Below are 25,152 nucleotides of genomic sequence, written 5' to 3'. Positions count from 1 at the left end.
TTAGGAATTTGCAATGCATCGTTTAATTGTCTTGATAGCTGCGTTTGGGGTTGCTGCCTGCACAACCTCGACACCAATTCAACAAACATTTGATACCACAATCACAGAACTTGAAGACATCACCACCTATTCTCCACCACCAGTTCAACAATTTGTCGCTACAACTTTGAGAGAATATGTTGCTCCGGAAGCTGATCAAGGGGTCGCAGTGGATGCTGATTTTTTCTATCCGATAGATAACACTGTGATTGGAAAATACCGCCGTGATACTGGGCAAATCGTTGCACGATTTACTGCACCTCATAAAGGGCTGATCCGGCATATGAATTCTTGTTATGTACGCTATGAAAAAATCTGGTGTGCGAACTCAAATTACTCTCAAACCCCTATGGGATCATCAATTGAAATTTTTGATGCGACAACCTTAAAGCACATCCAAACACATTCTTTGGGAATGCGGGATGAGGGGTCGTTGACATGGTTTGACGAAATTGAAGATGGCTATATTGCTGGTTTTGCTCACTATTCTAAAAATGGCGGGCTTGCTCATAAGGGGTATGAATATTCCAGCGTTGTAACCTTTGATAAAAAATGGAGACGCACCGGTGGTTGGATGTTCCCAAAAAACGCCTCTGATTTAATGGCACCTTATGCGGCTTCTGGTGGTGCTCTAGGACCGGACGGATTATTATATATTCTTGGGCATGATAAACCGGAAATGTATGTATTGGCTATGCCGACTATGGGGCCAACCATGATACATGTGGCGACAATTCAGCTGAAATCTGAGGCGCAGGCTTTCTCATTCTCTCCCGATAAAAATACCCGTAAAATTTGGGCGATAGAACGTCATAAAGGAATGGTCCGAGAAATTGAAATTCCTCAAATTGGCGCACTACCTGAGCATGTTCAGAAGTTTTAGAAAACAGCTCAGATCACTTTATCAATTTGATATGGTGAGCTCATTTAGGATTTTATAATCGTATTTATTTCAAATAGATAATAGTAATTGGCTGGCCTTTATATAGGCCAGCCATTCTCTCAAAGCACCTCTTGGTACAGAGACAATGCTTGCTCATAGCTCATTTCTCTGGGGTTGTTTTGCATGAGGCGTGTATTTGCAATCACATCTTCCGCCATACGCGGTAAGTCATTGTGATTGACGCCTACATCTCGCAATTTGAGTGGCACACCGCTTTGTTTGCAAAGATCAATCATCTTTTCAACAAACGCATCCGCATCTGCTTTTACACCGACATAAGGGCCTAATTCTGCATATTGTTCGGCTGCTTTCTCACAGTTGAATTTTAGAACAGGAGAGAGCATGAGCGCGTTGGAAACGCCATGCGGCACATGAAATAAAGCACCCAGCGGGTATGCCATTGCGTGGACTGCGCCGACCGGTGCATTTGCAAATGCCTGCCCAGCTAAAGTTGCTCCAATACACATAGCCTCTCTGGCTTCGATATCATCTGGAGTGTCACATGCTTTGATTAAATTGGCTGACATCAATTGTAAGGCTTGTTTGGCCAATGTCGATGATAAAGGGTTACGCAATCTAACAGATGTATGCGCTTCGATGGCATGTACCATCGCATCTATACCTGTGGCTGCTGTGACCTTACGTGGAGCTGTCATTGTCAGCACTGGGTCCACGATAGCCACATCAGCATAGAGTTGATCTGACACAATGCCGACTTTACGGTCATCTTCTGTTGTCACAATTGAAATAGCAGTCACTTCACTGCCCGTTCCTGCTGTTGTCGGAAGAAGAATTAAGGGTAATCGGTCGCCTTCAACTTGATCAACACCAAAAATATCGTGAAGGGATTGTTTGCCTTTCAAAAGTACAGCGATGAGTTTGGCTGTATCCAATGATGAGCCACCTCCTAAACCAATCACGCCGTCCGTGTTGTGTGTTTTGGCAAATTCGACTGCCTCTTTTATCACAGCTTCAGGTGGATCAGCGACCACGCCATCAAAAACCTCAAATTCAACCCCAGCTTCCTTGAGGCTGTTGAAGGCTGTTTCAGCCAAACCAAATTTTAGAATGTCTTTATCTGTCACAAAAAGAGGGCGTGACATTCGGCTTTTCACAAGTGCACCTATATTTGCGGCACCATTTCGTTCAAATCGAATCTGAGGTGTTGTTTTGAATGTGAAGCCCATAATTTATCGTCCCGATTGTTTTTATTTGTTATTTTATAAATGAGCCTTCTTGTGTATTTGTAAAAAACTCATCCTTTTTAGGACATAGAAAGCGTATATGGAGTGAAAAATCAATCAATTGAAGGATACTGAGACAAAATTGCGCGGCGGCTTGGTAAATGTTTTTTCTACCTTTCAATTGTCGGTATTTGTTATTATCAAAGTCAAACTTTTCTAGTCTTAGTGGTAGTTTAAAATAGACGGTGTATGTTTTCATCGTATCAGTTTTTAGAAATCTTCATTTAAAAATATTCTGTTCATACGTTCCTGTCAGGCAACGCCCTATAATTCGTATGGCAATAGGTTTCTCTGATTAATATTGACGTTGAATTGATGTCTTGATGGAGGAATGGATCTTTGGTGGCATTTTTTGCGTTCGCAAGTCCTACATGAAATACCGATTGGATCGAAATTGTCTTCATTTTTTGCATCTAGGCCATCGCCATAGACGATTTGATTAAGATAACTTACCTCACAGCCTAATGTGAGCGCGTGACGCCTTACGGGGTCCTTGAAGCCACCAGACCTTGATTGTACTTCAAATGCGAAACTGAGATATTGTTCTCCGTCACTTGTTTGGGCGAGTTGTCGAATTATTTCAGAGCCTGAGCTAAAGGCTTGGTGAGCATTCCACAGAGGGCAAGCAGAGCCAAATCGGGCAAATTGCAATTTGGTTGCGCTATGGCGTTTTGTTATATTTCCGGCTTGATCGATTCTAGCAAAGAAGAATGGAATTCCCAAATTTCCAGGTCTTTGTAATGTTGATAGTCGGTGACAAACTTGTTCTCTACTGGCACCAAAGTGATGACGAAGTAGGTCTATATCATATCGTTCGAGCCTGGCTCTTTCGAGAAAGCTTTCATAGGGAAGAAGAACGCTTCCCGCAAAGTAGTTTGCCAGTCCAATTCGGCAGATTTGATAGGATTCTTCATGCTTGAATTCTAGTTTTGATAATATTTGGTCTAGCAGTTGGTCTTGCTCAATCAGGGCAATGGTGAACGCGATTTGAAAGGTTTGACTAGAGCGAGGGAGGGAAGGGTTTAAGTGGAGTGTTTTTGTCGATGTGTCGAAATAACGAATAGAATTTGGGTAATCAGCACTGCCACCAAAGATGACCTTTATTTGATGGGTGTCTTGTAGATATTTTTGTAATCTATCAAATATTGGCAGTGTTGGATCATGTGTTATCTGAGAAAGTTTCTCACCCTCTTTGTCAATCTCATCAATGTAATTGTCTATTGAGTGATAATAATCTCTGACTTCTTCATATGGTGTGGGGAATAACCCCAAATCAGCTTTTGCTTGGTCAAATTCTATCAATGAGTGTTTTAGTTGGTTTGCTGTTTTGTAAAGTTGAGAATAAGCCGCCGCAAATTGGGGGGCATGTTTAACGGCGAGTGCTAACTCTCTCTCCGTTATTTCCGACAAATGAGAGAGTTCATCCTTTGAAGCTTCCTTAAGTTCATTGAAGAGGATGTCGCTTTCACGCCCTCCCAAAGTTTTAAGGTCTAGTCCAAACGTTTGAGCAAGTGCGAGCAATATCCCTGCGGTAACGTGCCTTTGGTTGTTTTCAAGTTGGTTTAGATAACTTGTTGAGACATTCAAAGCTTCCGCGAATGCTTTTTGCGTCATCTGGTTTTTTAACCGAGCTTCTCGGATTTTGTGACCAATGAATAATTTAGGTTTTTTCATAATACTCGCGTACATCAACTTTTGTTAATTGAGTTAAATCAACAAAAATGCAATTACGCAAGAAAAAGCTCTTCCTTTAACCTTGTGCGCATTAACGTCTCGGATAGTTGGATCTGGAGATTTGTATGCAATCTATACTTGAGCAATTATCGGTGCGTCGCGAAGAGGCTCGTCTTGGTGGAGGCAAAACGCGGATAGACAGCCAGCACTCCAGAGGGAAATTGACAGCACGCGAACGCCTTGAGCTATTGCTTGATGTCGATAGCTTTGAAGAGTTTGATATGTTCATCAAACATCGTTCAACAGATTTTGGTATGGATAAAAGCCATATCCCCGGTGATGGCGTTGTTACGGGATGGGGAACGATCAACGGGCGAAAAGTGTTTGTGTATGCGCAAGATTTTACCGTTTATGGAGGTTCTTTATCTGAAACGCACGCAAAAAAAATCTGCAAAATTCAAGAAATGGCTCTTAAAAATAACGCACCTATTATTGGTCTTAGCGATTCCGGTGGAGCGAGGATTCAAGAAGGGGTAGCAGCACTCGCTGGATATAGCGATGTCTTCCAGAACAATATACTTGCTTCGGGCGTTATCCCGCAAATAAGTGTAATTATGGGGCCATCAGCTGGAGGAGCGGTCTACTCGCCTGCGTTAACGGATTTCATTTTTATGGTTCGTGATAGTTCATATATGTTCTTAACCGGGCCTGATGTTCTCAAGACTGTCACCAATGAAGTCGTAACAGCTGAGGAATTGGGGGGCGCAAAAACGCATACGTCCAAATCGTCAGTTGCAGATGGAGCCTATGACAATGATATGGAGGCTATCGCCGAGATTCGGCGATTGTTTGACTTTCTACCTCTCAACAATAGAGAGGGCACGCCAAGTCGACCTTTCTTTGATTGTTCTGACCGGATTGAAGACAGTCTAGATACGCTTGTACCCGAAAATCCTAACCTTCCTTACGATATGCGTGAACTGATAGAGAAAGTGGCTGACGAAAGCGACTTTTTTGAAATTCAGGCAGACTTTGCGAAAAACATACTCTGTGGGTTTGTTCGCATTGAGGGGCAGACAATTGGAGTCGTTGCTAATCAGCCAACAGTATTGGCAGGATGCCTTGATAGTGATGCGTCACGTAAAGCTGCAAGGTTTGTTCGTTTTTGTGATTGTTTTGAAATTCCAGTTTTAACATTCGTAGACGTGCCTGGATTTTTACCTGGGCTTTCTCAAGAGTATGGCGGCGTCATCAAACATGGTGCCAAACTCCTATATGCATATGGTGAAGCGACTGTTCCTAAGGTGACAGTGATTACGCGTAAAGCGTTTGGGGGTGCTTATTGCGTAATGGCATCCAAGCATTTGCGTGGGGATATCAACTATGCTTGGCCGACTGCTCAAATCGCAGTTATGGGCGCTAAAGGGGCTGTTGAAGTTTTGCATCGTCAGGATCTAAAAAATGAAGACAAAACAGCCCAGCATATTGCTGACTTTGAAGAGACGTTTTTGTCTCCATTTAGGGCAGCTGAGCGTGGTTACATTGATGACGTCATTCAACCACATAACACGAGACGGCGGATTAGTCGGGCATTTGCATTACTGAAAGATAAGAAAATCAGTAACCCATGGAAAAAACACGGAAATTTACCTCTATGATTAAGAAAATACTCATTGCAAATAGAGGTGAAATTGCTTGTCGGGTCATCAAAACAGCTAAAAAAATGGGAATTAAAACCGTTGCTGTTTATTCTGACGCAGACAAAAATGCACTACATGTTGAAATGGCCGATGAAGCTATTCATATTGGCCCACCACCGGCTAATCAATCATATATTGTGATTGATAAGATTATAGAGGCGATTAAACAATCGGGTGCAGATGCTGTGCACCCTGGATATGGTTTCCTCTCTGAAAATTCTGAGTTCTCGAAAAAGCTTGCCAAATTGAAGGTCGCTTTTATTGGGCCAAACCCCAAAGCTATCGAAGCTATGGGGGATAAAATAACATCAAAAAAATTGGCTCAACAAGCTGGCGTTTCAACGGTGCCGGGACATATGGGCTTGATCGAGAACTCAGATGCCGCTGTTAAAATATCTAATAAAATTGGATATCCGGTAATGATTAAAGCCTCCGCCGGTGGCGGTGGTAAGGGAATGCGCATTGCTTGGAATGATGAAGAAGCGAGAGAGGGTTTTCAGTCTTCTAAAAACGAAGCCAAGAGCAGCTTTGGCGATGACCGGATTTTTATCGAAAAATTTGTAACTCAGCCTCGACACATAGAGATTCAAGTATTGGGTGATAAGCATGGAAACATCATCTATTTAGGTGAACGTGAATGTTCTATCCAGCGCCGCAACCAAAAAGTAATTGAAGAAGCGCCATCTCCATTTTTGGACGAAGCTACACGTAAAGCTATGGGTGAAGAAGCTGTTTCTCTAGCGCGTGCAGTTAATTACGACAGTGCAGGTACTGTTGAGTTTATTGTTGATGGTGACAAAAATTTCTATTTTTTAGAAATGAATACAAGGCTTCAAGTTGAACACCCGGTGACAGAGTTGATTACTGGAGTGGACCTTGTGGAACAAATGATCCGCTCAGCTAATGGCGATGAATTGAACATTAAACAAAGTGATGTGAAATTAAATGGTTGGGCGATGGAAAGCCGCATTTATGCTGAAGATCCATACCGTAATTTTTTACCATCTATTGGTCGTTTAAAAAGATACAGGCCGCCTCAAGAAGGTTTGTATATGGATGGTACGATTATTCGAAATGATACCGGCGTATATGAAGGCGGTGAAATTTCGATGTTCTATGATCCAATGATCGCAAAGCTATGTTCGTGGGGAAAAGGAAGAGCAGAAAGTATAAGGGCAATGAGGTCTGCACTTGATATATTTGAACTTGAAGGAATTGGTCACAATATTCCCTTCTTGCAGGCTGTGTATGACCACCCTCGCTTTGAAAGTGGAAATATAACGACAGCTTTTATCGCCGAAGAATACCCCGATGGTTTTGAAGGAGGGGTGTCTACTAAAGATAGTGAGAGAAAAATTGGCGCGATTTGCACATTGATGCAGATGCTCAAAGAACAGAGAGCAGCTCAAATATCTGGGAGCATAGCTAATCACCATCGACAAGTTTCTCAATGTTGGAAAGTGGAGGTTGGTGATCAGGCCTTAAATATAGATATTGATCGTAAAGATGGTCGATATGTTTCCCAAATAACAGATGAAGGTGTTGAAAACTCTCAATATCATCAGATATCAACAGACTGGTCACCTGGTCAGCCTCTGATGCAAGCTGTCGTCGATGGGGAGAGCTTCAGCTTCCATGTTAAACCTCGCCCTGAAGGTTTTTTTATATGGCATCGTGGATGTGAATATGATGTCAAAGTAAGAACGGAACGTGGCGGTGAATTGGCAAAATTAATGCCTATAAAAATGCCGCTGGATACTTCGGACTTGCTATTATGTCCAATGCCGGGAGTTGTTGTGTCTATTCTCGTCGATGAGGGGCAAGAAGTACAAGATGGTCAGGCACTTGCGGTTGTTGAAGCGATGAAAATGGAAAATACTCTGCGTGCGGAGAGGAAAGGCGTCATATCCAAAATAAGCGTCAAATCTGGTGAGAATTTAGCGGTGGATGATGTTATTATGGAGTTCGTGAAATGAACGTCCCAACATTAGAAGATTGGTATGAGCTGGGTGCTAAAGAGTTGCGGGGACGCGAAATTGATGACTTGAATAAAACAACTCCTGAAGGGATTAAGATAAAACCAGTTTATACGAAACGAGATGTTCCAGATTCCATTGAAAAAGAACTGCCGGGATTTGAACCTTATACGCGTGGTGTACGCGCCACTATGTATGCGAATCAACCATGGACGATCCGCCAGTATGCTGGATTTTCTACCGCTGAAGAGAGTAATGCGTTTTATAGAAAAAATCTAAAAGCTGGTCAAAAAGGATTATCAGTTGCATTCGATCTAGCAACTCATCGAGGATATGATTCTGATCATCCTCGAGTTGCAGGTGATGTAGGGAAAGCCGGCGTTGCAATTGATACTGTAGAAGACATGAAAATATTGTTTGACGGTATTCCGTTGGATGAAATGTCTGTCTCAATGACTATGAATGGTGCAGTTATACCTGTGTTAGCAATGTTTATTGTTGCAGGGGAAGAGCAAGGTGTTGATCGCTCTAGGCTCTCGGGAACGATCCAGAATGACATTCTTAAAGAGTTTATGGTGAGGAATACGTTTATTTACCCGCCTGAGTTTAGCATGCGGATTATTGGGGACATCATCGAATACACTTCTCAAGACATGCCCAAATATAATTCCATTTCCATTTCTGGGTATCATATGCAGGAAGCAGGGGCTACATTGGCGCAAGAGTTGGCTTTTACACTTGCAGATGGAATGGAGTATGTAAGGGAAGCTAAGAAGAAAGGTTTGGATATTGATGCGTTTGCTGGGCGTTTATCTTTTTTCTTCTGTATAGGCATGAATGTGTTCATGGAGGCAGCCAAATTAAGGGCTGCACGTCAGATATGGTCAAAGATTATGACAAATCTAGGAGCAAAATCTGAAAGATCAAAAATGCTTAGGACGCATTGTCAAACCTCTGGGGTTTCTTTGACGGAACAAGATCCATACAATAATGTTGTGCGAACCGCTTACGAAGCAATGGCAGCAGTTTTAGGTGGCACTCAATCATTGCATACAAATAGTTTCGATGAAGCTATTGCGTTGCCAACTGAAACATCAGCTAGGATTGCTCGCAATACTCAATTGATTTTACAACATGAAACAGGTGTGACTGACGTGGTAGATCCGTTGGGAGGGTCATTTTATGTTGAGGCACTTACACAAGGCTTAGTTGATCAGGCATGGGATATGATCAATGAGATTGAAGCTGAAGGTGGCATGACGAAAGCTATTGAAAAAGGTTTGCCGAAACTGAAGATTGAAGAGGCCGCTGCGAAGAGACAAGCCCGTGTCGACAAAGGGGAAGATGTTGTTATCGGGGTGAATAAATATCGGTTGGAAGAAGAAGATCCGATTAATATTCTTGAAATAGATAATGCAGCTGTTCGTAAAAGCCAAATTAGTCGTATAAATAAAGTAAAGGTTGTTCGAGATTCACAAGCATGTAACTCAACGTTAGAAAAGTTGAAATATATCGCTGAAAACGGGAATGGAAACATTTTAAGAGCGGCCGTTGAGTGCGCGAGAGCGAGGGCTACATTGGGTGAAATTTCTAACGCTTTGGAAGACGTGTTTGGGCGGCACCAACCTATTACACGTGTGATAAAGGGCGTGTATTCAGATGCATTTAAAGAAGATCCCATTTATATAAATATTCAAGCTAATATACAAAAATATGAGCATGAAAAGGGCATAGCACCACGAATTTTGATCGCAAAAATGGGGCAAGATGGACATGACCGTGGCGCAAAAATTATTGCGACCGCTTTTGCTGATTTGGGATTTGGGGTGAACATGACAGATCTATTCTCAACACCAGATGAAGTCGCTGAGCTTGCAATTATCAGTGAAGTTGATGCTATTGGTATTTCTTCGTTAGCCGCCGGGCACAAGACGTTGGTTCCAGAATTAATAGATGTTCTTAAGAAGTTAAGTCGAGAAGATATAAAAATATTTGTTGGAGGAGTAATTCCAGAACAAGATTACAGTTTTTTAAAAGAGGCTGGTGTTACAGATATCTTTGGTCCTGGAACGAATGTACTAGATGCTGCGTATTCAGTTTTTGCTGCAATATCTGGTAAAAGTAGAAACACTTGAATTTCGAGTAACTGGATTATTTCAAGCTTTTTCTGTGGCCTTACAATCTGGATGGACCAATCTTCTGGGTAACATTGTTGTTTATTTATCTATATTATATGTAATATATGAATGACATCTCAATCGATATTTAGAATGAATGATTGATGGAAGTGGTTCGATTCCTTAATTAATATAATGGGGGACGAAATATTGATATAAGGAGTGGGAATTCGTGGTTAGGGATGAGAGACCTAAAGATCTAGGTGAACGCAAAACCGTCGTAGATCGAGATGCACCGATGCCGCTCTATCATCAGATATATTTGCAGATTCGTGACGAAATACTGAGTGGCCAGAGACCATATGGTAGTGTCCTTCCTACTGAGCAAGAAATGACAGAATTATTCAGCGTCTCGCGGATAACAGCGCGTCGGGTTCTTAATGAATTGGCTCAGAACAATTTTGTGGAACGTCGTAGAAGGCTTGGAACTAGGGTTATCTTTAGATCACCTGCTAAACCTATAGAAGGTGATATAAATCAGGCGCTCGACTCGCTTATGGCTCTGGGAGCAGGCACCACTGTTAATGTTGTTGAGGTTGTCAAGGAGATTCCTAGTCTTACCATTGCAAGCGCTTTACAGTTAAAAAAAGGCGAGCCTGTCGTACGTGCTATTCGTATTCGGTGCATGGATGGGCAGCCGCTTGGGCATGTCGTGAGTTATGTTCCTGCTCGTCTAGCTGAGCATATCACCGCGATTAATTTGTCCAAAATGCCGATTCTTAAAGTCCTCGATTTTGCTGGCTATAAAGCTGAACGGGCAGAGCAGACTATTGGCGCTATTTTAGCTGATGCACGCCTGTCAGATGCTTTAGAACTTGAGCCTCGCGATGCATTGTTGCGAATAGGTCGAACAGTTTATGATAAGGATGAGCAACCTTTTCTCGTTACTGTCGCCAATTATAGAGCTGATAAATTTAACATCCGAATTGAGTTGCATGGATCGGCTTTAGACGATTGAAGTTAATTTACAAAATAATACTTTCAAAGATGTCTCGATTAAATTCACACCACTAGTGACACAAAGCTTCAATTGGTATACTTATAATACAAATGATGCTAATTCTGGCGAATTTAGCCAGAAGCCGCAAAAATTGATATTAGTCTAGAATTGAGGAACGTCGTGAAAGCATATCACATTGGAGCGCAGGCTGGGATTTCGTCTTTAACTGCAGTTGAAGTGCCTGAGCCAAAAGTGACACCAGGCAACGTAATTGTCCGAGTGAAGATGGTTTGTTTAAATCATCGCGATGTTAGGATTATTTGTGGTGAATATGGACCTAAACGTCCTGCAGACCGAATTCCTAACTCTGAAGGTGTTGGTTGCGTCGAAGAAGTTGGTTCGGATGTAACTGGATTTGTTAAAGGTGATCGCGTTATCGCACCTCACTTTGTGTCTTGGAGCCGAGGTCCTTTTTTTCAAGCTGTTTTTGCGCGTGATGTAGGTGTTACCGAAGATGGTTGGTTAGCTGAGTTTGTATCAATACCTGCAAGCGCTTTGGTTAAGGTTCCTGATTCCCTTAGCGATCAACAAGTGGTACCTTTATCTGCTGCTGGACTGACAGCCTGGAATGCATTGGTAGAAATTGGTAAAATTAAAGCTGGTGACAAAGTTGTAACGCTTGGAACTGGTGGAGTTTCTATTGCTGCCATGCAAATCGCCAAGATGCACGGAGCAAAAGTGTGCGTTACATCCTCTAGTGATGAAAAACTGGATGCTGTGAAGAATCTGGGTGCAGATGTAACTGTGAATTATCGCGAAACCCCTGAGTGGGGAGCTGCTGTTTTTGATGCTTTGAACGGTGGGGCAGACATTGTGGTCGATACAGCGGGACAGGCGACTTTAGCTCAATCAATCAATGCAGCAGCTCCACTTGGCCGTATTGCTATTATTGGTGCTTTAGCGGGTGCCGCGACGACGGGGTTAGCAAACTATGGCTCAATTATAGGTAAAAACTTAGGCCTATATGGAGTAGCTGCTGGAAGTCGTGAGATGCTTTGTGCTTTGGTAAACGCCGCAGCGGAAAATCAGATTGAGCCTGTTATCGATCGAGTTTTTCCTTTTGAGCAAACGCCTGAAGCGTATTCTTACCTTGAAGCTGGCGGGCATATGGGAAAAGTGCTTGTTGAATTATGAGCGAAAATGCAACCCAAAGATTGATTGAGGGCGCTCTTGCTATCCATTGGGAGGCTATATCAAATGCCAGCCGTGTTGCTGCGAAGACATTTCTTCATGATACATTGGCGGTTGGTGTGGCGGGACGTAATGAACCTTTAGCCGACATTGTGAGTGCGCAAGCGCAAAAATGGAGTTGCGGAGATGGTTCTTCTTTTCTTTTAGGTCGGTCGGGGGTGCGGTTGGCCGCACCTTATGCTGCGTTTGTAAATGCTTACCAGATTCATTGTCAGGAATTTGATTGTGTTCATGAACCAGCCGTAGCGCATCCTATGGCTTCTGTTGCTTCCGTTTTGTTAGCTGAAGCGGGTGAAGCCCCTGTTGATGGTCGACAATTTTTAGCGGCTCTCATTGCGGGGGTAGAAGTCGTTGCGTCTTTAGGTGTTGCAGTAAATGGCAGTTTGAAATTCTTTCGCCCCGCTACTGCAGGGATTTTCGGTGCGGTCATTGCGGTTTCTCACATGCGGCAATTGAAGTATAATGTTGTTCGGCAAGCATTCGGGCATGCCTTGTCCTTTTGTAGTGGTACCATGCAGGCTCATGTTGAAGGAAAACCAACTCTTGCCTTGCAGGTTGCTGGAGCAGCTCGCTCAGCAATAGAAGCTGTAGATTTGGCAGTTGCTGGGTTTCCAGCTCCATCCAATTCGTTAGAAGGACCGTTTGGCTATTTTTCGTTATTTGAGAATGATGCGGATTTAGATGCTACGTTAAAGATTCAAGAAGGGTATCATCGAATTCAAGAAGTGAGTTGGAAGCCGTTTCCGACAGGAAGGGCTGCGCATGGAGCAATAGTAGCGCTCCAAAACTTGGTTGAAAGCGAAAATTTAACAACAGAGTCACTGGATCGGTTTGTTTATAGAGCGCCGCCTTTAATTGAACGTTTGGTGGGTAGGCGACCCTTTTCCGGTATGAGTGTAAGCTATGCTCGACTTTGTTTTGCTTGGCTCGGTGCAAATGTTTTGCATAAGGGGGGGGTATCGTTATCCGACTTTACCCGCTCTAACTTGGACGATCCAAAGCTTTTGAATTTATCCGAGAAGATATTTGTTGAAAGTGACGGAACCACAGATTGGTCTGCATTTGCTCCGGCGGTTGGAATTGCGAAACTTACGAACGGTCGGAGGATTGAGGTTCGAGTTGACAAACAATTTGGGGCTCCTGAGTGGCCTCTCTCTAGGGAGCAGCACCTCGAAAAGGTGAGGTCATGTTTGTCATATGGTGGTATAGATGAAGCGGACTTAAAGCTTACTCACTTTATAGAAAAAATCGAACTCATCAGCGATGTTCATCAAGAGCTTGTTTCTGTTTTAGAAAATTGAAATTTTTTATAGGCAGCGGTGAAAAACCGCCGCCTATTTGTGGTTCTAGTGTGGTTCTTCACCGCCTGAAACATTCATGGATTCTGCAGTAATATATTCTGCTTCATTACTACATAAAAATGCTACTGCATTGGCCGTATCGTTTGGGAGGCCCGGACGACCTAGAGGTATTCTGGAAGCCATGTCTTTCATATATTGTTCTAGTGTCTTGCCTTGTTTTTCAGCAAAATACTCATTTTGCCAAGCGCCCAGTCCTGTTGTAACATGGTTGGGGCAGACATTGTTTACAGTTATAGCATGTTCACCAAGCTCGATAGCTGCAGAACGGGCAAGACCGACTAAACCATGCTTAGATGAGGTGTAGGCTTGTGCGCTATGGAAGCCGCTTTTAGCTGCTTGACTGGCTATGTTGATGATGCGGCCACCTTTGCCTTGCTGAATCATTTGTGTCGCAGCTGCTTGGGTGCCAAAAAATGCACCTGTCAAATTTACGTCAATAACTGCGCGCCAGTCTTCAGATGTGACTTCTAACAGCGGTTTCATAATATAACCTATACCAGCGTTGTTGACCCAAATATCTAGGCTCCCATGGCTGCTGGCTGCGTGATCAGCAAGTGCGAAGACCTCATCTCGGCTTCGGACATCGCACACTTTTGAAGTGACTTTCGCGCCAAGATTTTGAAGTGTTTCAGTGATTTGCTCCATTTCAGACTGTTCACCAATCATATTCTTTGGGGTAGCCATATCTCGAGAACTACCGATATCGGATAAGACTATGTTTGCGCCTTCGGATGCTAGCCTTATAGCAATAGCTTCACCAAGCCCATTTTTTCTGCCTGATCCTGTAATAACGGCTGTTTTACCTAGAAAACGTTTACTCATGATGCATCACTCAAGTCTTCGGTAATAATAAAGGTTGGAGTTGCCCATTCATTGAACTCAGCTGCAACTTTAGTCATCACATTTGTGCGTGTTTCCTCTGTGAAGAGTGGCATGTTTGCTATGTCTAGGATCTCAATATATTGGTAAGGTGGCTGGCCATCATTTCCAAGGAGTGAAATTGCTTTCAATATCTGGAAGTTTTCGACGGAAGCTAGGCTGTTTACAGTTGGAAGATCTGTTTCCTTTGCCCACTTTAAATAGTCAGCTTCATCTTTTCCAGGTTTGAGATTCAATAGAACGATAATTCTCATGAGTGTGCTCCCTCTTGTCATATTGAGTTTTGTCTGGCACATATTGTTATATTATTATACCAAAAAGGAAACCTGTCGTGGAACAAAATTCTCAATCTTCGCCACATGTATATGAGGGGCCGCCAGATTATCGTGTTGTTGGTCGTCATGCGGTTTTTCCTGAGACAAGCCATGATGAAGTTGAAAGAATAAATTACTTAGCTCAAATGAATCGCTTTTTATCTACCAGCATCGTTCCTGGCGTGAGGGCGGCGTATGAAACAGAAGTTCAACCAAAGTTTCAAAAAAAACATGGGCACGGCATCTCAAACCGTCATGAGGCAAGAAAAGCTTTGCTCGAAAATTCGATTTTTTGCTTCTGGTCAGCGGTACGACGAGCAACTATGGAGCAGCGTCAACAGGCTGGTAGATGGACTGCGATACGCCAGCGTGAACGATTAGCTGAAATTGCTAAAGAGCTTACAAACGATGATGATAGGTTAGAGTTAGATTCCGAGATTGTTATTCCAAGATATGTTTCGGGCGTTGATCACCATTGTATGCCTGGAAGTTACCACAGTGAGTATTTTGCCGGAGATGTTACAAATGGTGCTAATTACGATCATGCTGGGTTTGTGACGACAGCAGGATTGCTCGGGAAGTATTCTGATGGCGGTGGGAAGGCTGTAGTTAATTGGGTAAAGCAGAATTTACCGGATTTTCACCCCAAAAATATATTAGAGATCGGTGGGACAGTCGGCCATAGTTCTTTGCCGATTGCAGAAGCATATCCTGATGCTCAAATGACTGTGGTGGATGTTGGAGCACCGGTACTTAGATACGCGCTTGCTAGAGCTAAGTCTCTTAATGTTGAAAATATTCGTTTCGTTCAAGCAAGTGGTGAGGATCTTTCGCGTTTTCCAGATGCAAGTTTTGATTGGATTCAAACAACTATGTTTTTACATGAGCTTTCTTCTAGTGCTCTACGAAATATATTCAATGAAACGCGCCGCCTTCTCAAGCCTGGTGGAATTGTTCTTCATGTAGAACAACCTCAATATACTTCAAACATGCCGATCTTTGAGCAAACAATGCGTGATTGGGATGCATTTTATAACAATGAGCCTTTTTGGAGTCGTATGCATGAAATCGACTTAACTCAACAGATGGTCGATGCAGGGTTTGACGCTAAAAATATTATTCACGGCGGAGTGACAGGCGTGGTGGATAAAGAATTGTTTCCAGATGCAGCGGAAGATGAAAGCGAAGATTTTGGACGTAAAGCTGCTTGGCATGTTATCGGAGGAAAAGTGTAATGAGCATTGAAGCTGCACTTCGTGAAGCTGGCGCAAAACCAGCAGGTAAGCGCCCTTGGTTTTTGGATGAGGAAGTTGAAACAGTATTGGCTATAACGCTTTCTGTTTCGCAAGAGCTCACAGTTGCACGGCAACGAATAGATACACTTGAACGACTGCTTGAGAGCAAGGGAATACTGACGAGAGCAGAAGTGGAGAATTACACTCCAGATAAGCAGGCTGCTGACGAGCGAGCTTTATGGGTTCAAGAATACATATCGCGTGTACTTCGTGTTCTTCAGCAGCGCGGTGAAGCATCAGCAACTAATACTGATGTTGCCTCTGAAGACCTTGGCGATGAGCTAGCTCGATAATGAAGCAAACATTTGAATTTTCAGTTCCTGTCCTTATTGTGGGGGGCGGGGCGTGCGGTGCTGCGGCAGCTTTGGCAGCTAGGGATGCTGGATTAGAGCCGTTGCTTATAGAGCAAGATGACAATCCTACTGGTTCGACAGGTATGTCACAGGGACTTTTTTGCGCTGCAGGAACGCATTTTCAACGAGAAGCGGGAATAGAAGATAGTCCCGAAATCTTTTTTCAAGATATTCAAAAAAAGACTAAGGGAATGGCGGATCCGGTCATAAGTCGGTTAATATCTGAAGGATCTGCAAAAACTTTAGAGTGGTTGGTCCAGCGTCACAACTTTCCATGGACGCTTGATCTGCGATTTAAGCCTTCTTACGGCAATTCACGCGCTCGTATACACGGCTGGGCGGGGCATTCTGGTAAAGATATGGTGCAGTGGTTTCATCGCCGATTAAGTGATGTCGAGGTTGATGTTCTGCTTAATACGAAACTGGTAGATATAATCATTGGTGATGATGGCGAAATTATTGGGGCTGTCATTAAAGGTGGAGATGGTGAATCGCAAACTATTGGATGTGATGCGCTTATTCTTGCAAGTGGTGGGTTTGGCGCAAATCAAAGTATGACGCACAAATTCATGCCGGAAACCAAAGCATTCCGATTTAATGGACATGAGGGTAGCGAAGGCGACGCTGTATTAATCGGTGAGCGTCTTGGTGCGGCTGTTGGAGACATGGGTAGTTATCAAGGATATGCAATGTTGGCGGATCCTGTTGGAATCTCTGTACCTCCAAATGTTCTTATAGAAGGGGGGGTAATTGTAAATTCCCTTGGAAGGCGTTTTACTGACGAGTCGGATGATATTGCTGGCATGGTTTTGCCTTTATCGGAACAACCTGGCGGGACCGGATGGGTTGTTTTTGACGCCCGTATTTGTGGGGAATGTGAGCATATTCCTGAAATGCAGGAATTAAAAAAGCTGGGTGTTATTCAAACTGCTTCTAGTATCGAAATCATGGCTGATCGAATGGGTGTATCTGAACAGAGTCTGAGAGATACATTTCTGTCAATTCGTAATGCTGTAGAAAACGGTGGAGAGGATTCTTTGGGACGTAATTGGTCAAACTCAGTAGCAGCATTCTCTGAAAGTTTTCACTATATACGTGTGACTGGTGCACTATATCACACTCAGGGCGGTTTACAGATAGATAGTGAGGCTAGGGTTGTACGCCGTGACGGCCGTTCGTTTTCTAACCTTTTCGCCGGTGGTGGTGCAGCAAGATCTGTATCTGGCCCGTCTTCTTGGGGGTATCTGCCTGCAATGGGATTGACCACTGCTGTTGTATTGGGTGGCATTGCTGGAAAAAATGCAGCCAAGATTGCACGAAAATTAGCCTGAAATAGATTCATCTCATTTTCGTGCTTGCGCGTAATATTAATATGTCATAACATTAGTACAAATGAGATTTGATTGTAGAATTGGTTGATTTTGAGATGTCTGACACCGCGCCGTTGATACATGGTTCCAAGCTTGCCTTGGACATTGCCTCTCTAATAGGAGAGGAGAATGTTAAAACTGATGCAGAAACGCGAAATTTGTATAGTCAAGACATATGGCTGCCAATTGAGCATACTGTCGATATGGTTGTGTCTCCAGGTTCCCTGGAGGAGCTACAAGAGGTTTTATCGTTAAGCCATAAAGCTGGTGCATTTATCGCGCCGCGAGGCAGCGGAATGAGCTATACGGGTGGTTATGTGCCAGCCGGTCCTCGAACAGTATCCTTAGATATGAGCCGTATGAACCGGATTTTATCTATTAGTCGTGATGATATGACCGTCACTGTGGAATCTGGAGTGACGTGGAAGCAATTGAATGATGCTTTAAATCCACTGGGTTTGAGGACGCCATTTTGGGGGCCCATGTCTGGGTTGAAGTCGACTATTGGTGGCGGTATTTCACAATTAAATGCGATGTTCGGAGCTGCTCATCACGGTACATCTAGTGAGAGTGTTGTTGCAATGACTGTAGTGGCGGCTGACGGTTCTGTTATCCGAACTGGTGCGCGCGGAGTTGGTGGTGATGAGCCGTTTTATCGTCACTTTGGTCCAGATTTAGCAGGATTGTTCTGTGGTGATTGTGGTGCTTTGGGGGTTAAGGCAGAAATTACACTTCGTCTAATGACAATGCCAAATCATGACCTGCAATCGTCATTTTCTTTTATGACAGGTGAAGATCTTTTGCTTGCTATGGCTGAACTCAGTCGGGCCGGAGTTGCCTGTGAACTTTGTGCGTTTGATCCAGGTTTGACAAAAGTTAGATTAACGCGCGCCAGCTTAACGGCTGATGTGAAAACACTTGGGGCAGTTGTTGGCAAAGAAAAATCTTTACTCAAAGGACTTATGTCCGCTTCTAAGATCGCTGTAAGTGGACGAAACATTGTTGGAGTTGATGAATATCCTCTTCATGTCATTTGTGAAGGCCGCTCAAGTGCGGGCGTTGAATGGGACATGAGCGAGGCAGAACGAATTGTTCAGAAATTCAATGGAAAGAAGATCGAAAATTCAATTGCTAAAATAATTCGTTCAATGCCATTTCCTGCATTAAATAGTATGGTTGGCCCAACAGGTGAAGCGTGGGTTCCTATTCATTGTGTAGCTTCTCTTAAGAATGCACCGGCTATTTTTGATGAAGTACAAGCTGCATATGATGCTCATGCTGAAGAAATGAAAGCTTTGAGTGTGCAAACTGGCTTTTTGTTCACATCTATGTCGACCAATGCTTTGATAATAGAACCAGTTTATTTCTGGCCACAAGGATGGCGGGAGATACATGAAGACGGGATGGAGGCTTCACATATCCAGAAGCTTACCAAACGTCAGGAAAACCCTGCTGCAACTGATTTGGTTAAACTGTTGCGTTCAGAGCTTCTGGATATTTTTCAAAAATATGGTTGCGGACATTTTCAAATTGGCCGGACCTATCCCTACGTGAATTCACGCGATGAGACTTCTATTGAGATACTGAATGCGGTCAAACGAGTGATGGATCCAAATGGAACTCTTAATCCCGGAGTTCTTGGACTTCCAGCACGCGGAGACTTGTCATGAATACGAATTACACAGCAATTCAATTACAGAAATTTGCCAGTACCTTTAGAGAAGCAAGTAAAATAGTAAGCCAAGAATTACGTGATCCTGATTTAGGTGAGGTTAAAGTTCGTAACCTTTATTGCGGCATCAATGGAATTTTTGACACTCAGATTGCTCGTAACGCTGTTGATTATGTTTCTGTGCAATTACCTACTTTGACAGGTGTTGAAGCGCTAGGAGTCGTTGAAGCATGCGGTGAAGGTGTTGTCGGCTTATCTGAAGGTGATGCAGTTGTTACAACTCGATTTCCCTCAGGATACAGACAATGGAATACAGCACCTGCATCATATTTTGTGAAAGTGCCAGACACTCGTCCAGAATGGCTCGTCTTAGCTTCAACTGGGGTTTCTGCTTATGTAGCTCTTAAGCAGACAGGTGCTTTAGCGAATGGAGAAACAGTAGCAATATCCGCCGCCGCAGGTGGGCTAGGACATTTACTTGTTCAAATTGCAAAGCTGCATGATTGCAGAATAGTCGGAGTCTGTGGTGGGCAAACTAAAGGAGAGTTTGTTCGAGGGTTGGGAGCAGATCGTGTAATTGATTACAAGACCGAGTCGGTAGCAGACGTGCTCGGTACGGAATTCAAAGATGGCCTTGATGTCGCCGTAGATACAGTTAGCGGAAGCATATTCGATGCTTTTCTAGATAATATCGCTGTTCATGGGCGGTTAGTTGTTGGGGGAGCTGCTCAGGACCTTGAAGGAGAACCTGAAATTGTTACGGCCCCACGGATAGCCAATAAACTTTATTATAAAGGCGCATCAGTACGTGGTTTTATGAATGGATTACTAACTGATCACTGGCCGGATGCGCGTACCTGGTTGTTTGAAAGGTTTGCTGCAGGAGACATCAAAGTTACTTTTGATGAGCCGCAATTTAAGGGGTTGAATGGTGTGTATGACGCTGTTGATCGGCTCTTGTCAGGGCGATCAATGGGGAAAGTCGTCGTAGATCTCAGCTGACAGCAAGAGATACCCTGCAAAGTGAAAATTGGCGTGATTGAGTATCACGATAGAGTTTCGTCAGAAAAAAAAGGATTGCAAATGGCCTATCGTCTAGGTGTTGATGTTGGAGGAACGTTTACGGATCTCCTTCTGTTTAGTGAGAAAGATGGAAAATTTTGGCGTCATAAAACCCCTTCAACCCCTGCGGACAGTTCTGTTGGTATATTAACTGGCGTAAATGCGATCTGCGATCAAGCTGGTATTAAGCCGTCGGATGTTGATGTTCTGTTGCATGGAACAACGGTTGCAACCAATGCTGTTCTGGAAGGAAAGGGAGCCCGAGTTGGATTAATCGTGACGGAGGGCTATCGGCAAATGATGCAGATCGCCCGCAGTTTTGTTCCAGGTGGGCTTGCTGGTTGGATTGTATGGCCAAAACCTGAACCTATGGCTGCACTGGATGACACATTCGAAATAAAAGGCCGTATGAATGCCAAGGGTGAAGAATTCCGGCCAGTCGATGAGGCTGATATTCGAGCTCAACTTGAATTGTTGAAAAATCGTGACGTTGAAGCAGTAACGGTTTCCTTGATGAATGCTTATCTCAATGGCGAGCATGAGCAGCAGGTTGGGGCGCTTATCCAAGAAATACTTCCAGACATCCCGTTTTCTCTTAGTCATCAGGTTTTGCCTGAAATGCAGGAATATGAACGTACTTTGACGACCGTTGCTAATGCAGCAGTTCGACCCGTTGTGGGACGTTATGTAAGAAATTTGAGGGAAAGTCTTGTTCAGTCCGGCATGAATGCTCGCCTATCTTTGTTGAGATCTGATGGCGGTTTAATGTCATCACAAAAGTCTGAAGAGCATCCGGTGAATCTTCTCATGTCTGGACCGGCTGGTGGCGTCACAGGAGCCATTTGGGTAGGAAAAAATGCAGGAGTTCGAAATATTCTTACCTTAGATGTTGGCGGAACTTCTACAGATGTCGCATTGATTGAGAACCTAGAGGCAAGACGCGTTAGGACGACTGAGGTGGGACACTTGTCTGTGCGGGCGTCTGCACTTGATGTTAAAACAGTTGGTGCTGGTGGTGGTTCGATTGCCTATGTCCCAGAATTGACAGGAGCGCTTCGTGTCGGACCTGAGTCCGCAGGAGCAGTACCAGGACCTGTCGCGTATGGTAAAGGTGGTGTGCAACCCACCGTGACAGATGCAAATGTTGTCTTAGGCTATTTGCCTGAATCTTTGTTGGGTGGTTCATTTGAGCTTGATCGTGAAGGTGCGAAAGCCGCAGTTCAAACAATCGCTGATGCTCTGAAAATAGATTTATATGAAGCAGCTCGCGGCATAATAGATATCGTTAATGAGAATATGTTTGGCGCTCTTCGTATGGTATCTGTTCAACAAGGATATGACCCACGAGATTTCGCAGTAATGGGATTTGGGGGAGCTGGTCCTTTGCACGTTAATGCTGTGGCCAAACTAATGGGGAGTTGGCCCGCAATATCTCCTGTATCTCCTGGCGTTTTGTGTGCTCTGGGGGATGCAACCACTCGAATGCGTACCGAGGCTGCCAGATCTTTCTCTAAACTTGTGTCGAATACCTCTCAAACAGAGATTATAGCTATTTTGCAGGAAATGGCCGGTTCAACGAAAGCTGAGTTGTTACAAGAAGGTGTCGATGCTGACGATATTACAGTTACTTTTGAAGTTGATGTGCGATATTCTGGGCAGGCATTCGAAGTGCCGATGGATTTGTGTGCTGAAGACTTAAGAGAAAAAGGAGTGTCTTGGCTAACGGGTCGTTTCGACGAGGAGCACAATCGCCTTTTCACCTTTAATATGGATAGTGAGCATGAGATTGTTAACCTGCGTGCAGTTGCTCTCGGACCTATTCCAGATCTTGAAGCAGCAAAATTACCTGAAGGTACAGGAGACCCGTCTGCAGCCAAGATACGTGATCATGAGCTTTGGATAAATGGCGGAATGGTGTCTGCAGCAATCTACGAGCGCTCGCGCCTTTGTGCTGGAGATCAAATTCTAGGTCCGGCTATTGTTGTGGAAATGGACTCTACAACCCTCGTTGAAGACGATTGTAAAGCGACAGTCGATTCAGTTGGAAATATTTTAATTACATTGAAGGAGTAACTCAGATGGCACAAATTATTCAAAGTAATGAAGCGCCCTTTGATCAGGTTGATATTGATCCCGTTACTCTCGACATTATCGAAAATGCTTTGCGTAACGCCCGTGTGGAAATGGATGCAACGTTGGTTCGCACAGCTATGTCACCGGGTATTAGAGAGCAGGGGGATGCATTTCCACTTATTGCTGACCACAAAGGTAGAATGATTGTCGGTCAATTTGGGAGTTATATAGGTGCTTTCCTTGACGGATATGACGGAACTGTTGAAGACGGTGACTTGATTATGTTGTCTGATCCATATTCAGTAAGTGGCGCAATTAGTCACTCAAATGATTGGCTAGTTCTATTACCTGTTTTCAAAGATGGTCGTCTTATTGCTTACACTTCTATGTTTGGTCATCAATCAGATATTGGGGGGAAGGTACCGGGCTCTATGCCAATTGACGCCACAAGTATTTTTCAGGAGGGAGTGCGTATACCTCCAGTCAAGTTATACAAACAAGGTCAATATAACGAAGATGTATTTAAACTAATTATGCATCAGGTCCGTACACCCGATTGGTGTTCTGCGGATCTAAATGCCTTGATTGCATCATGTAAAGTGGCTCGCAATCGAGTGATTGAAATGGCTGATCGGTTCGGCGATGATGTATTAGTATCGGCTTGTGAAGAACTTCTCGAGAGAAATTATAAAGCAATGAAGTCGCTTATAGCTTCATCTATTGGAAAAGAGCCTGTATCTTTCGAAGATTACATTTGTGATGATGGTATGGGGTTCGGACCATACAAAATCAAATGTACAATGTGGAGAGAAGGCGAGAAAGTTGTCCTTGACTTTGATGGTACTGACCCTCAGAGTCCAGCATCCATAAATTTCTTATTAAATGAAAATATGCTGAGAATGTTTTTCGGCATATATATGATTATGGTTTTTGACCCACAAATTTTGTTTAACGATGGGTTTTATGATCTGATAGATGTAAGAATTCCTGAAGGCTCGTTGCTTAAGCCAAAATTCCCTGCAGCCCTCTCCGGACGCACACATGCGTTAGGACGAATTTTTGATGTTCTAGGGGCTTTACTTGGACAGAAGACACCGGAATTCTTGAATGCTGCGGGGTTTTCGTCTTCACCACACCTATTTTATTCAGGTTATGACAAGCAAGGTGAATACTTCCAACTTTTCCAGATAGGCTTTGGAGGCATACCTGGTCGACCATTAGGGGATGGTCCTGACGGTCACTCTTTATGGCCAGGTTTTACCAATATACCGAATGAGTTTCTAGAACGGTATTTTCCGATGGTAATAGAAAACTATGAGACCGTGGCTGATAGTGGGGGTGCTGGACTGCATAGAGGCGGCAATGGTATTAAAATGTCATACCGTTTTCTTGAGCCAGGACAAATTGCAATACATGACGACCGCTGGTTTGTGCCTCCTTGGGGTGTGAACGGCGGTGAGCCAGGGGCGCGTGCGCGTAAAATATTAGAAAAATCAGACGGAACGCAGACGATTATATCTAATAAGATCGAAGACTTAGCTGTAGAAGCAAACGATGTGCTGCACTTTATCACTTGGGGAGGAGGAGGTTGGGGTGACCCCTTGGACCGTGAGTCGGCATTAGTGGGTCAAGAAGTCATACAAGGTCTTGTGACAGTTGAAGGCGCTAAAAAATATGGTGTTGTTGTTGATTCTGAAGGGAATGTAGATCCTGATGGAACAGAGATGCTAAGAGCGAAGATAAAGGCTGAACGTCCTGCGTTAGGTGTCTTTAACTATGGACCAGATATTGAGACACTGCGAATGAATTGTGAATCAGAGACTGGGCTTCCAGCTCCGAAACGACCACAATGGAAATCTTCAGTTGATGTAGCGGCGGAATAGGAAGCATTCTGGAATTAAAAGTTATAAAATAAAAGCCCAGCCAGAAAATTCTGGCTGGGCTTTTATTTTACATAGGTACCGAATTAATCAGCCCATTTTTTTTCAAATTCCCAGACTTCTTTAAAGCCGATCATTTCGCAGAAAGTTTTGAAATCAAACATTTTCATGTCAGCCGGTTCACCATCCAAATTGTCACGTAATTTTATGAGTGATTGTTCGACAGCTGCTGCTGAGATCAAACTTGTCAAAGAAGGGTAAATAGCAAATGCATAGCCGATGTCTTTTAAGGTGTTTCCGTTGAGAACAGGTGTCAGCCCCCCATTTGCCATGTTGGCCATGACTGGCTTATCAAATGTTTTACATGCTTTGCGCATTTCTTCTTCATTGGTCAACGCTTCTGGGAAGAGAATATCAGCACCTGCTTGAGCGTACGCTTCCAGTCTTCTAAGTGTTCCGTCTAAGCCTTCAGATTGGCGTGCATCTGTTCGAGCAATAACAAGCATATTTTCACTTGTATCTGAAGCTACCTGAATCTTACGAACCATATCTTCAATGGGTATGAGGCGTTTGAATGGAGTATGCCCACACTTTTTGGGAAATTCTTGATCTTCTATTTGTATGGCAGATACTCCAGCTGCTTCGTATCCCTTCACAGTATGAGCAACATTTAGCAGGCCGCCAAATCCAGTATCAGCATCCGCAATCAAAGCTGCATTACTAGTCTTTTTTAGTGTCGACATGCGATCCAACATTTGCGTGTAGGTAGCGATTCCAGCGTCTGGCAAGCCTAAACTGGAGGCGGTTAACCAATACCCTGTGCCGTAAACGATATCAAAGCCAACACGGTCCGCTATGACAGCGGTAATCATGTCGTGAATTCCAGGAACGACAAAAAAGTCTTCTTTCTGGAGTTTATCTTTAAGTCTTGTGTCAGTCATAGGGTTCT

19 protein-coding genes are annotated in these 25,152 nt (G+C 43.7%); 14 read left to right on the top strand and 5 right to left on the bottom strand.

Annotation, left to right across the window (positions count from 1 at the left end; all coding sequences use genetic code 11):
* Positions 1-13 precede the first annotated feature (13 nt).
* Entirely contained in the window at positions 14-922 is a 909-nt protein-coding gene (locus AC5EF3_RS08145) for a hypothetical protein (protein ID WP_493547674.1), read from the top strand.
* 119 nt (positions 923-1,041) lie between these two features.
* Here the strand turns inward: AC5EF3_RS08145 and AC5EF3_RS08140 are convergent, their stop codons facing one another.
* Together AC5EF3_RS08140 and AC5EF3_RS08135 are read right to left on the bottom strand one after the other, a co-directional pair.
* Positions 1,042-2,172 (bottom strand): iron-containing alcohol dehydrogenase, encoded by a 1,131-nt coding sequence (locus tag AC5EF3_RS08140; RefSeq protein WP_493547713.1) that lies wholly within the window; start codon positions 2,170-2,172, stop codon positions 1,042-1,044.
* A 318-nt stretch (positions 2,173-2,490) separates the two neighbouring features.
* Positions 2,491-3,900, bottom strand: coding sequence for a helix-turn-helix domain-containing protein (locus AC5EF3_RS08135; protein WP_493547673.1), 1,410 nt, complete (start codon positions 3,898-3,900; stop codon positions 2,491-2,493).
* A 125-nt stretch (positions 3,901-4,025) separates the two neighbouring features.
* Between AC5EF3_RS08135 and AC5EF3_RS08130 the strand changes: the two genes are divergently transcribed.
* The 6 genes from AC5EF3_RS08130 to AC5EF3_RS08105 all read left to right on the top strand — a co-directional run bounded on the left by AC5EF3_RS08130 (position 4,026) and on the right by AC5EF3_RS08105 (position 13,245).
* The gene (locus AC5EF3_RS08130) at positions 4,026-5,558 is read left to right on the top strand and encodes an acyl-CoA carboxylase subunit beta (protein ID WP_493547672.1); all 1,533 of its coding nucleotides are present in this window, start codon (positions 4,026-4,028) and stop codon (positions 5,556-5,558) included.
* Positions 5,555-7,576 carry an acetyl-CoA carboxylase biotin carboxylase subunit gene (locus tag AC5EF3_RS08125; RefSeq protein WP_493547671.1) on the top strand — a complete coding sequence of 674 codons (2,022 nt, stop codon included), beginning with the start codon at positions 5,555-5,557 and terminating at the stop codon, positions 7,574-7,576. The genes AC5EF3_RS08130 and AC5EF3_RS08125 overlap by 4 nt, the downstream gene beginning before the upstream one ends.
* The gene (scpA, locus tag AC5EF3_RS08120; protein WP_493547670.1) at positions 7,573-9,711 is read left to right on the top strand and encodes a methylmalonyl-CoA mutase; all 2,139 of its coding nucleotides are present in this window, start codon (positions 7,573-7,575) and stop codon (positions 9,709-9,711) included. Before AC5EF3_RS08125 ends, scpA begins: the two co-directional genes overlap by 4 nt.
* Before the next feature lie 214 nt (positions 9,712-9,925).
* On the top strand, positions 9,926-10,711 hold the full coding sequence (locus tag AC5EF3_RS08115) for a GntR family transcriptional regulator (RefSeq protein WP_493547669.1): 786 nt from the start codon (positions 9,926-9,928) through the stop codon (positions 10,709-10,711).
* A gap of 162 nt (positions 10,712-10,873) precedes the next feature.
* Positions 10,874-11,887, top strand: a complete 1,014-nt coding sequence (locus AC5EF3_RS08110) for a zinc-dependent alcohol dehydrogenase family protein (protein ID WP_493547668.1) — start codon at positions 10,874-10,876, stop codon at positions 11,885-11,887.
* Positions 11,884-13,245, top strand: a complete 1,362-nt coding sequence (locus AC5EF3_RS08105; RefSeq protein WP_493547667.1) for an MmgE/PrpD family protein — start codon at positions 11,884-11,886, stop codon at positions 13,243-13,245. Before AC5EF3_RS08110 ends, AC5EF3_RS08105 begins: the two co-directional genes overlap by 4 nt.
* Positions 13,246-13,290: 45 nt before the next feature.
* Here AC5EF3_RS08105 and AC5EF3_RS08100 read toward each other — a convergent pair whose 3' ends face one another.
* Both AC5EF3_RS08100 and AC5EF3_RS08095 read right to left on the bottom strand, forming a co-directional pair.
* Positions 13,291-14,127: an SDR family NAD(P)-dependent oxidoreductase gene (locus AC5EF3_RS08100; protein WP_493547666.1), complete on the bottom strand. Its 837-nt coding sequence runs from the start codon at positions 14,125-14,127 to the stop codon at positions 13,291-13,293.
* Positions 14,124-14,438: an REDY-like protein HapK gene (locus tag AC5EF3_RS08095; RefSeq protein ID WP_493547665.1), complete on the bottom strand. Its 315-nt coding sequence runs from the start codon at positions 14,436-14,438 to the stop codon at positions 14,124-14,126. Before AC5EF3_RS08095 ends, AC5EF3_RS08100 begins: the two co-directional genes overlap by 4 nt.
* A gap of 77 nt (positions 14,439-14,515) precedes the next feature.
* Here AC5EF3_RS08095 and AC5EF3_RS08090 point away from each other — a divergent pair, with 77 nt between their 5' ends.
* The 7 genes from AC5EF3_RS08090 (at position 14,516) to AC5EF3_RS08060 (ending at position 24,206) form a co-directional block, all read left to right on the top strand.
* The gene (locus tag AC5EF3_RS08090) at positions 14,516-15,733 is read left to right on the top strand and encodes a class I SAM-dependent methyltransferase (protein ID WP_493547712.1); all 1,218 of its coding nucleotides are present in this window, start codon (positions 14,516-14,518) and stop codon (positions 15,731-15,733) included.
* Complete coding sequence (locus AC5EF3_RS08085; RefSeq protein ID WP_493547664.1) at positions 15,733-16,086, top strand: hypothetical protein; 354 nt, start codon at positions 15,733-15,735, stop codon at positions 16,084-16,086. The genes AC5EF3_RS08090 and AC5EF3_RS08085 overlap by 1 nt, the downstream gene beginning before the upstream one ends.
* The gene (locus AC5EF3_RS08080) at positions 16,086-17,477 is read left to right on the top strand and encodes an FAD-dependent oxidoreductase (RefSeq protein ID WP_493547663.1); all 1,392 of its coding nucleotides are present in this window, start codon (positions 16,086-16,088) and stop codon (positions 17,475-17,477) included. The genes AC5EF3_RS08085 and AC5EF3_RS08080 overlap by 1 nt, the downstream gene beginning before the upstream one ends.
* Positions 17,478-17,572: 95 nt before the next feature.
* A complete protein-coding gene (locus tag AC5EF3_RS08075) occupies positions 17,573-19,186 on the top strand; it encodes an FAD-binding oxidoreductase (protein WP_493547662.1) in 1,614 nt (537 codons plus the stop codon).
* Positions 19,183-20,190, top strand: a complete 1,008-nt coding sequence (locus AC5EF3_RS08070; RefSeq protein WP_015827339.1) for a zinc-binding dehydrogenase — start codon at positions 19,183-19,185, stop codon at positions 20,188-20,190. The genes AC5EF3_RS08075 and AC5EF3_RS08070 overlap by 4 nt, the downstream gene beginning before the upstream one ends.
* Before the next feature lie 81 nt (positions 20,191-20,271).
* Positions 20,272-22,323 carry a hydantoinase/oxoprolinase family protein gene (locus AC5EF3_RS08065; RefSeq protein ID WP_493547661.1) on the top strand — a complete coding sequence of 684 codons (2,052 nt, stop codon included), beginning with the start codon at positions 20,272-20,274 and terminating at the stop codon, positions 22,321-22,323.
* 5 nt (positions 22,324-22,328) lie between these two features.
* Positions 22,329-24,206 carry a hydantoinase B/oxoprolinase family protein gene (locus tag AC5EF3_RS08060; RefSeq protein WP_015827341.1) on the top strand — a complete coding sequence of 626 codons (1,878 nt, stop codon included), beginning with the start codon at positions 22,329-22,331 and terminating at the stop codon, positions 24,204-24,206.
* Between the two features lie 83 nt (positions 24,207-24,289).
* On the opposite strand, the gene AC5EF3_RS08055 is transcribed toward AC5EF3_RS08060, so the two are convergent.
* A complete protein-coding gene (locus tag AC5EF3_RS08055; protein WP_015827342.1) occupies positions 24,290-25,144 on the bottom strand; it encodes an isocitrate lyase/PEP mutase family protein in 855 nt (284 codons plus the stop codon).
* Positions 25,145-25,152 lie beyond the last annotated feature (8 nt).

Source organism: Hirschia sp., assembly GCF_058892565.1.
Note: the sequence above shows the minus strand (reverse complement) of the source record. Positions and strands in the feature narration are given on the sequence as shown.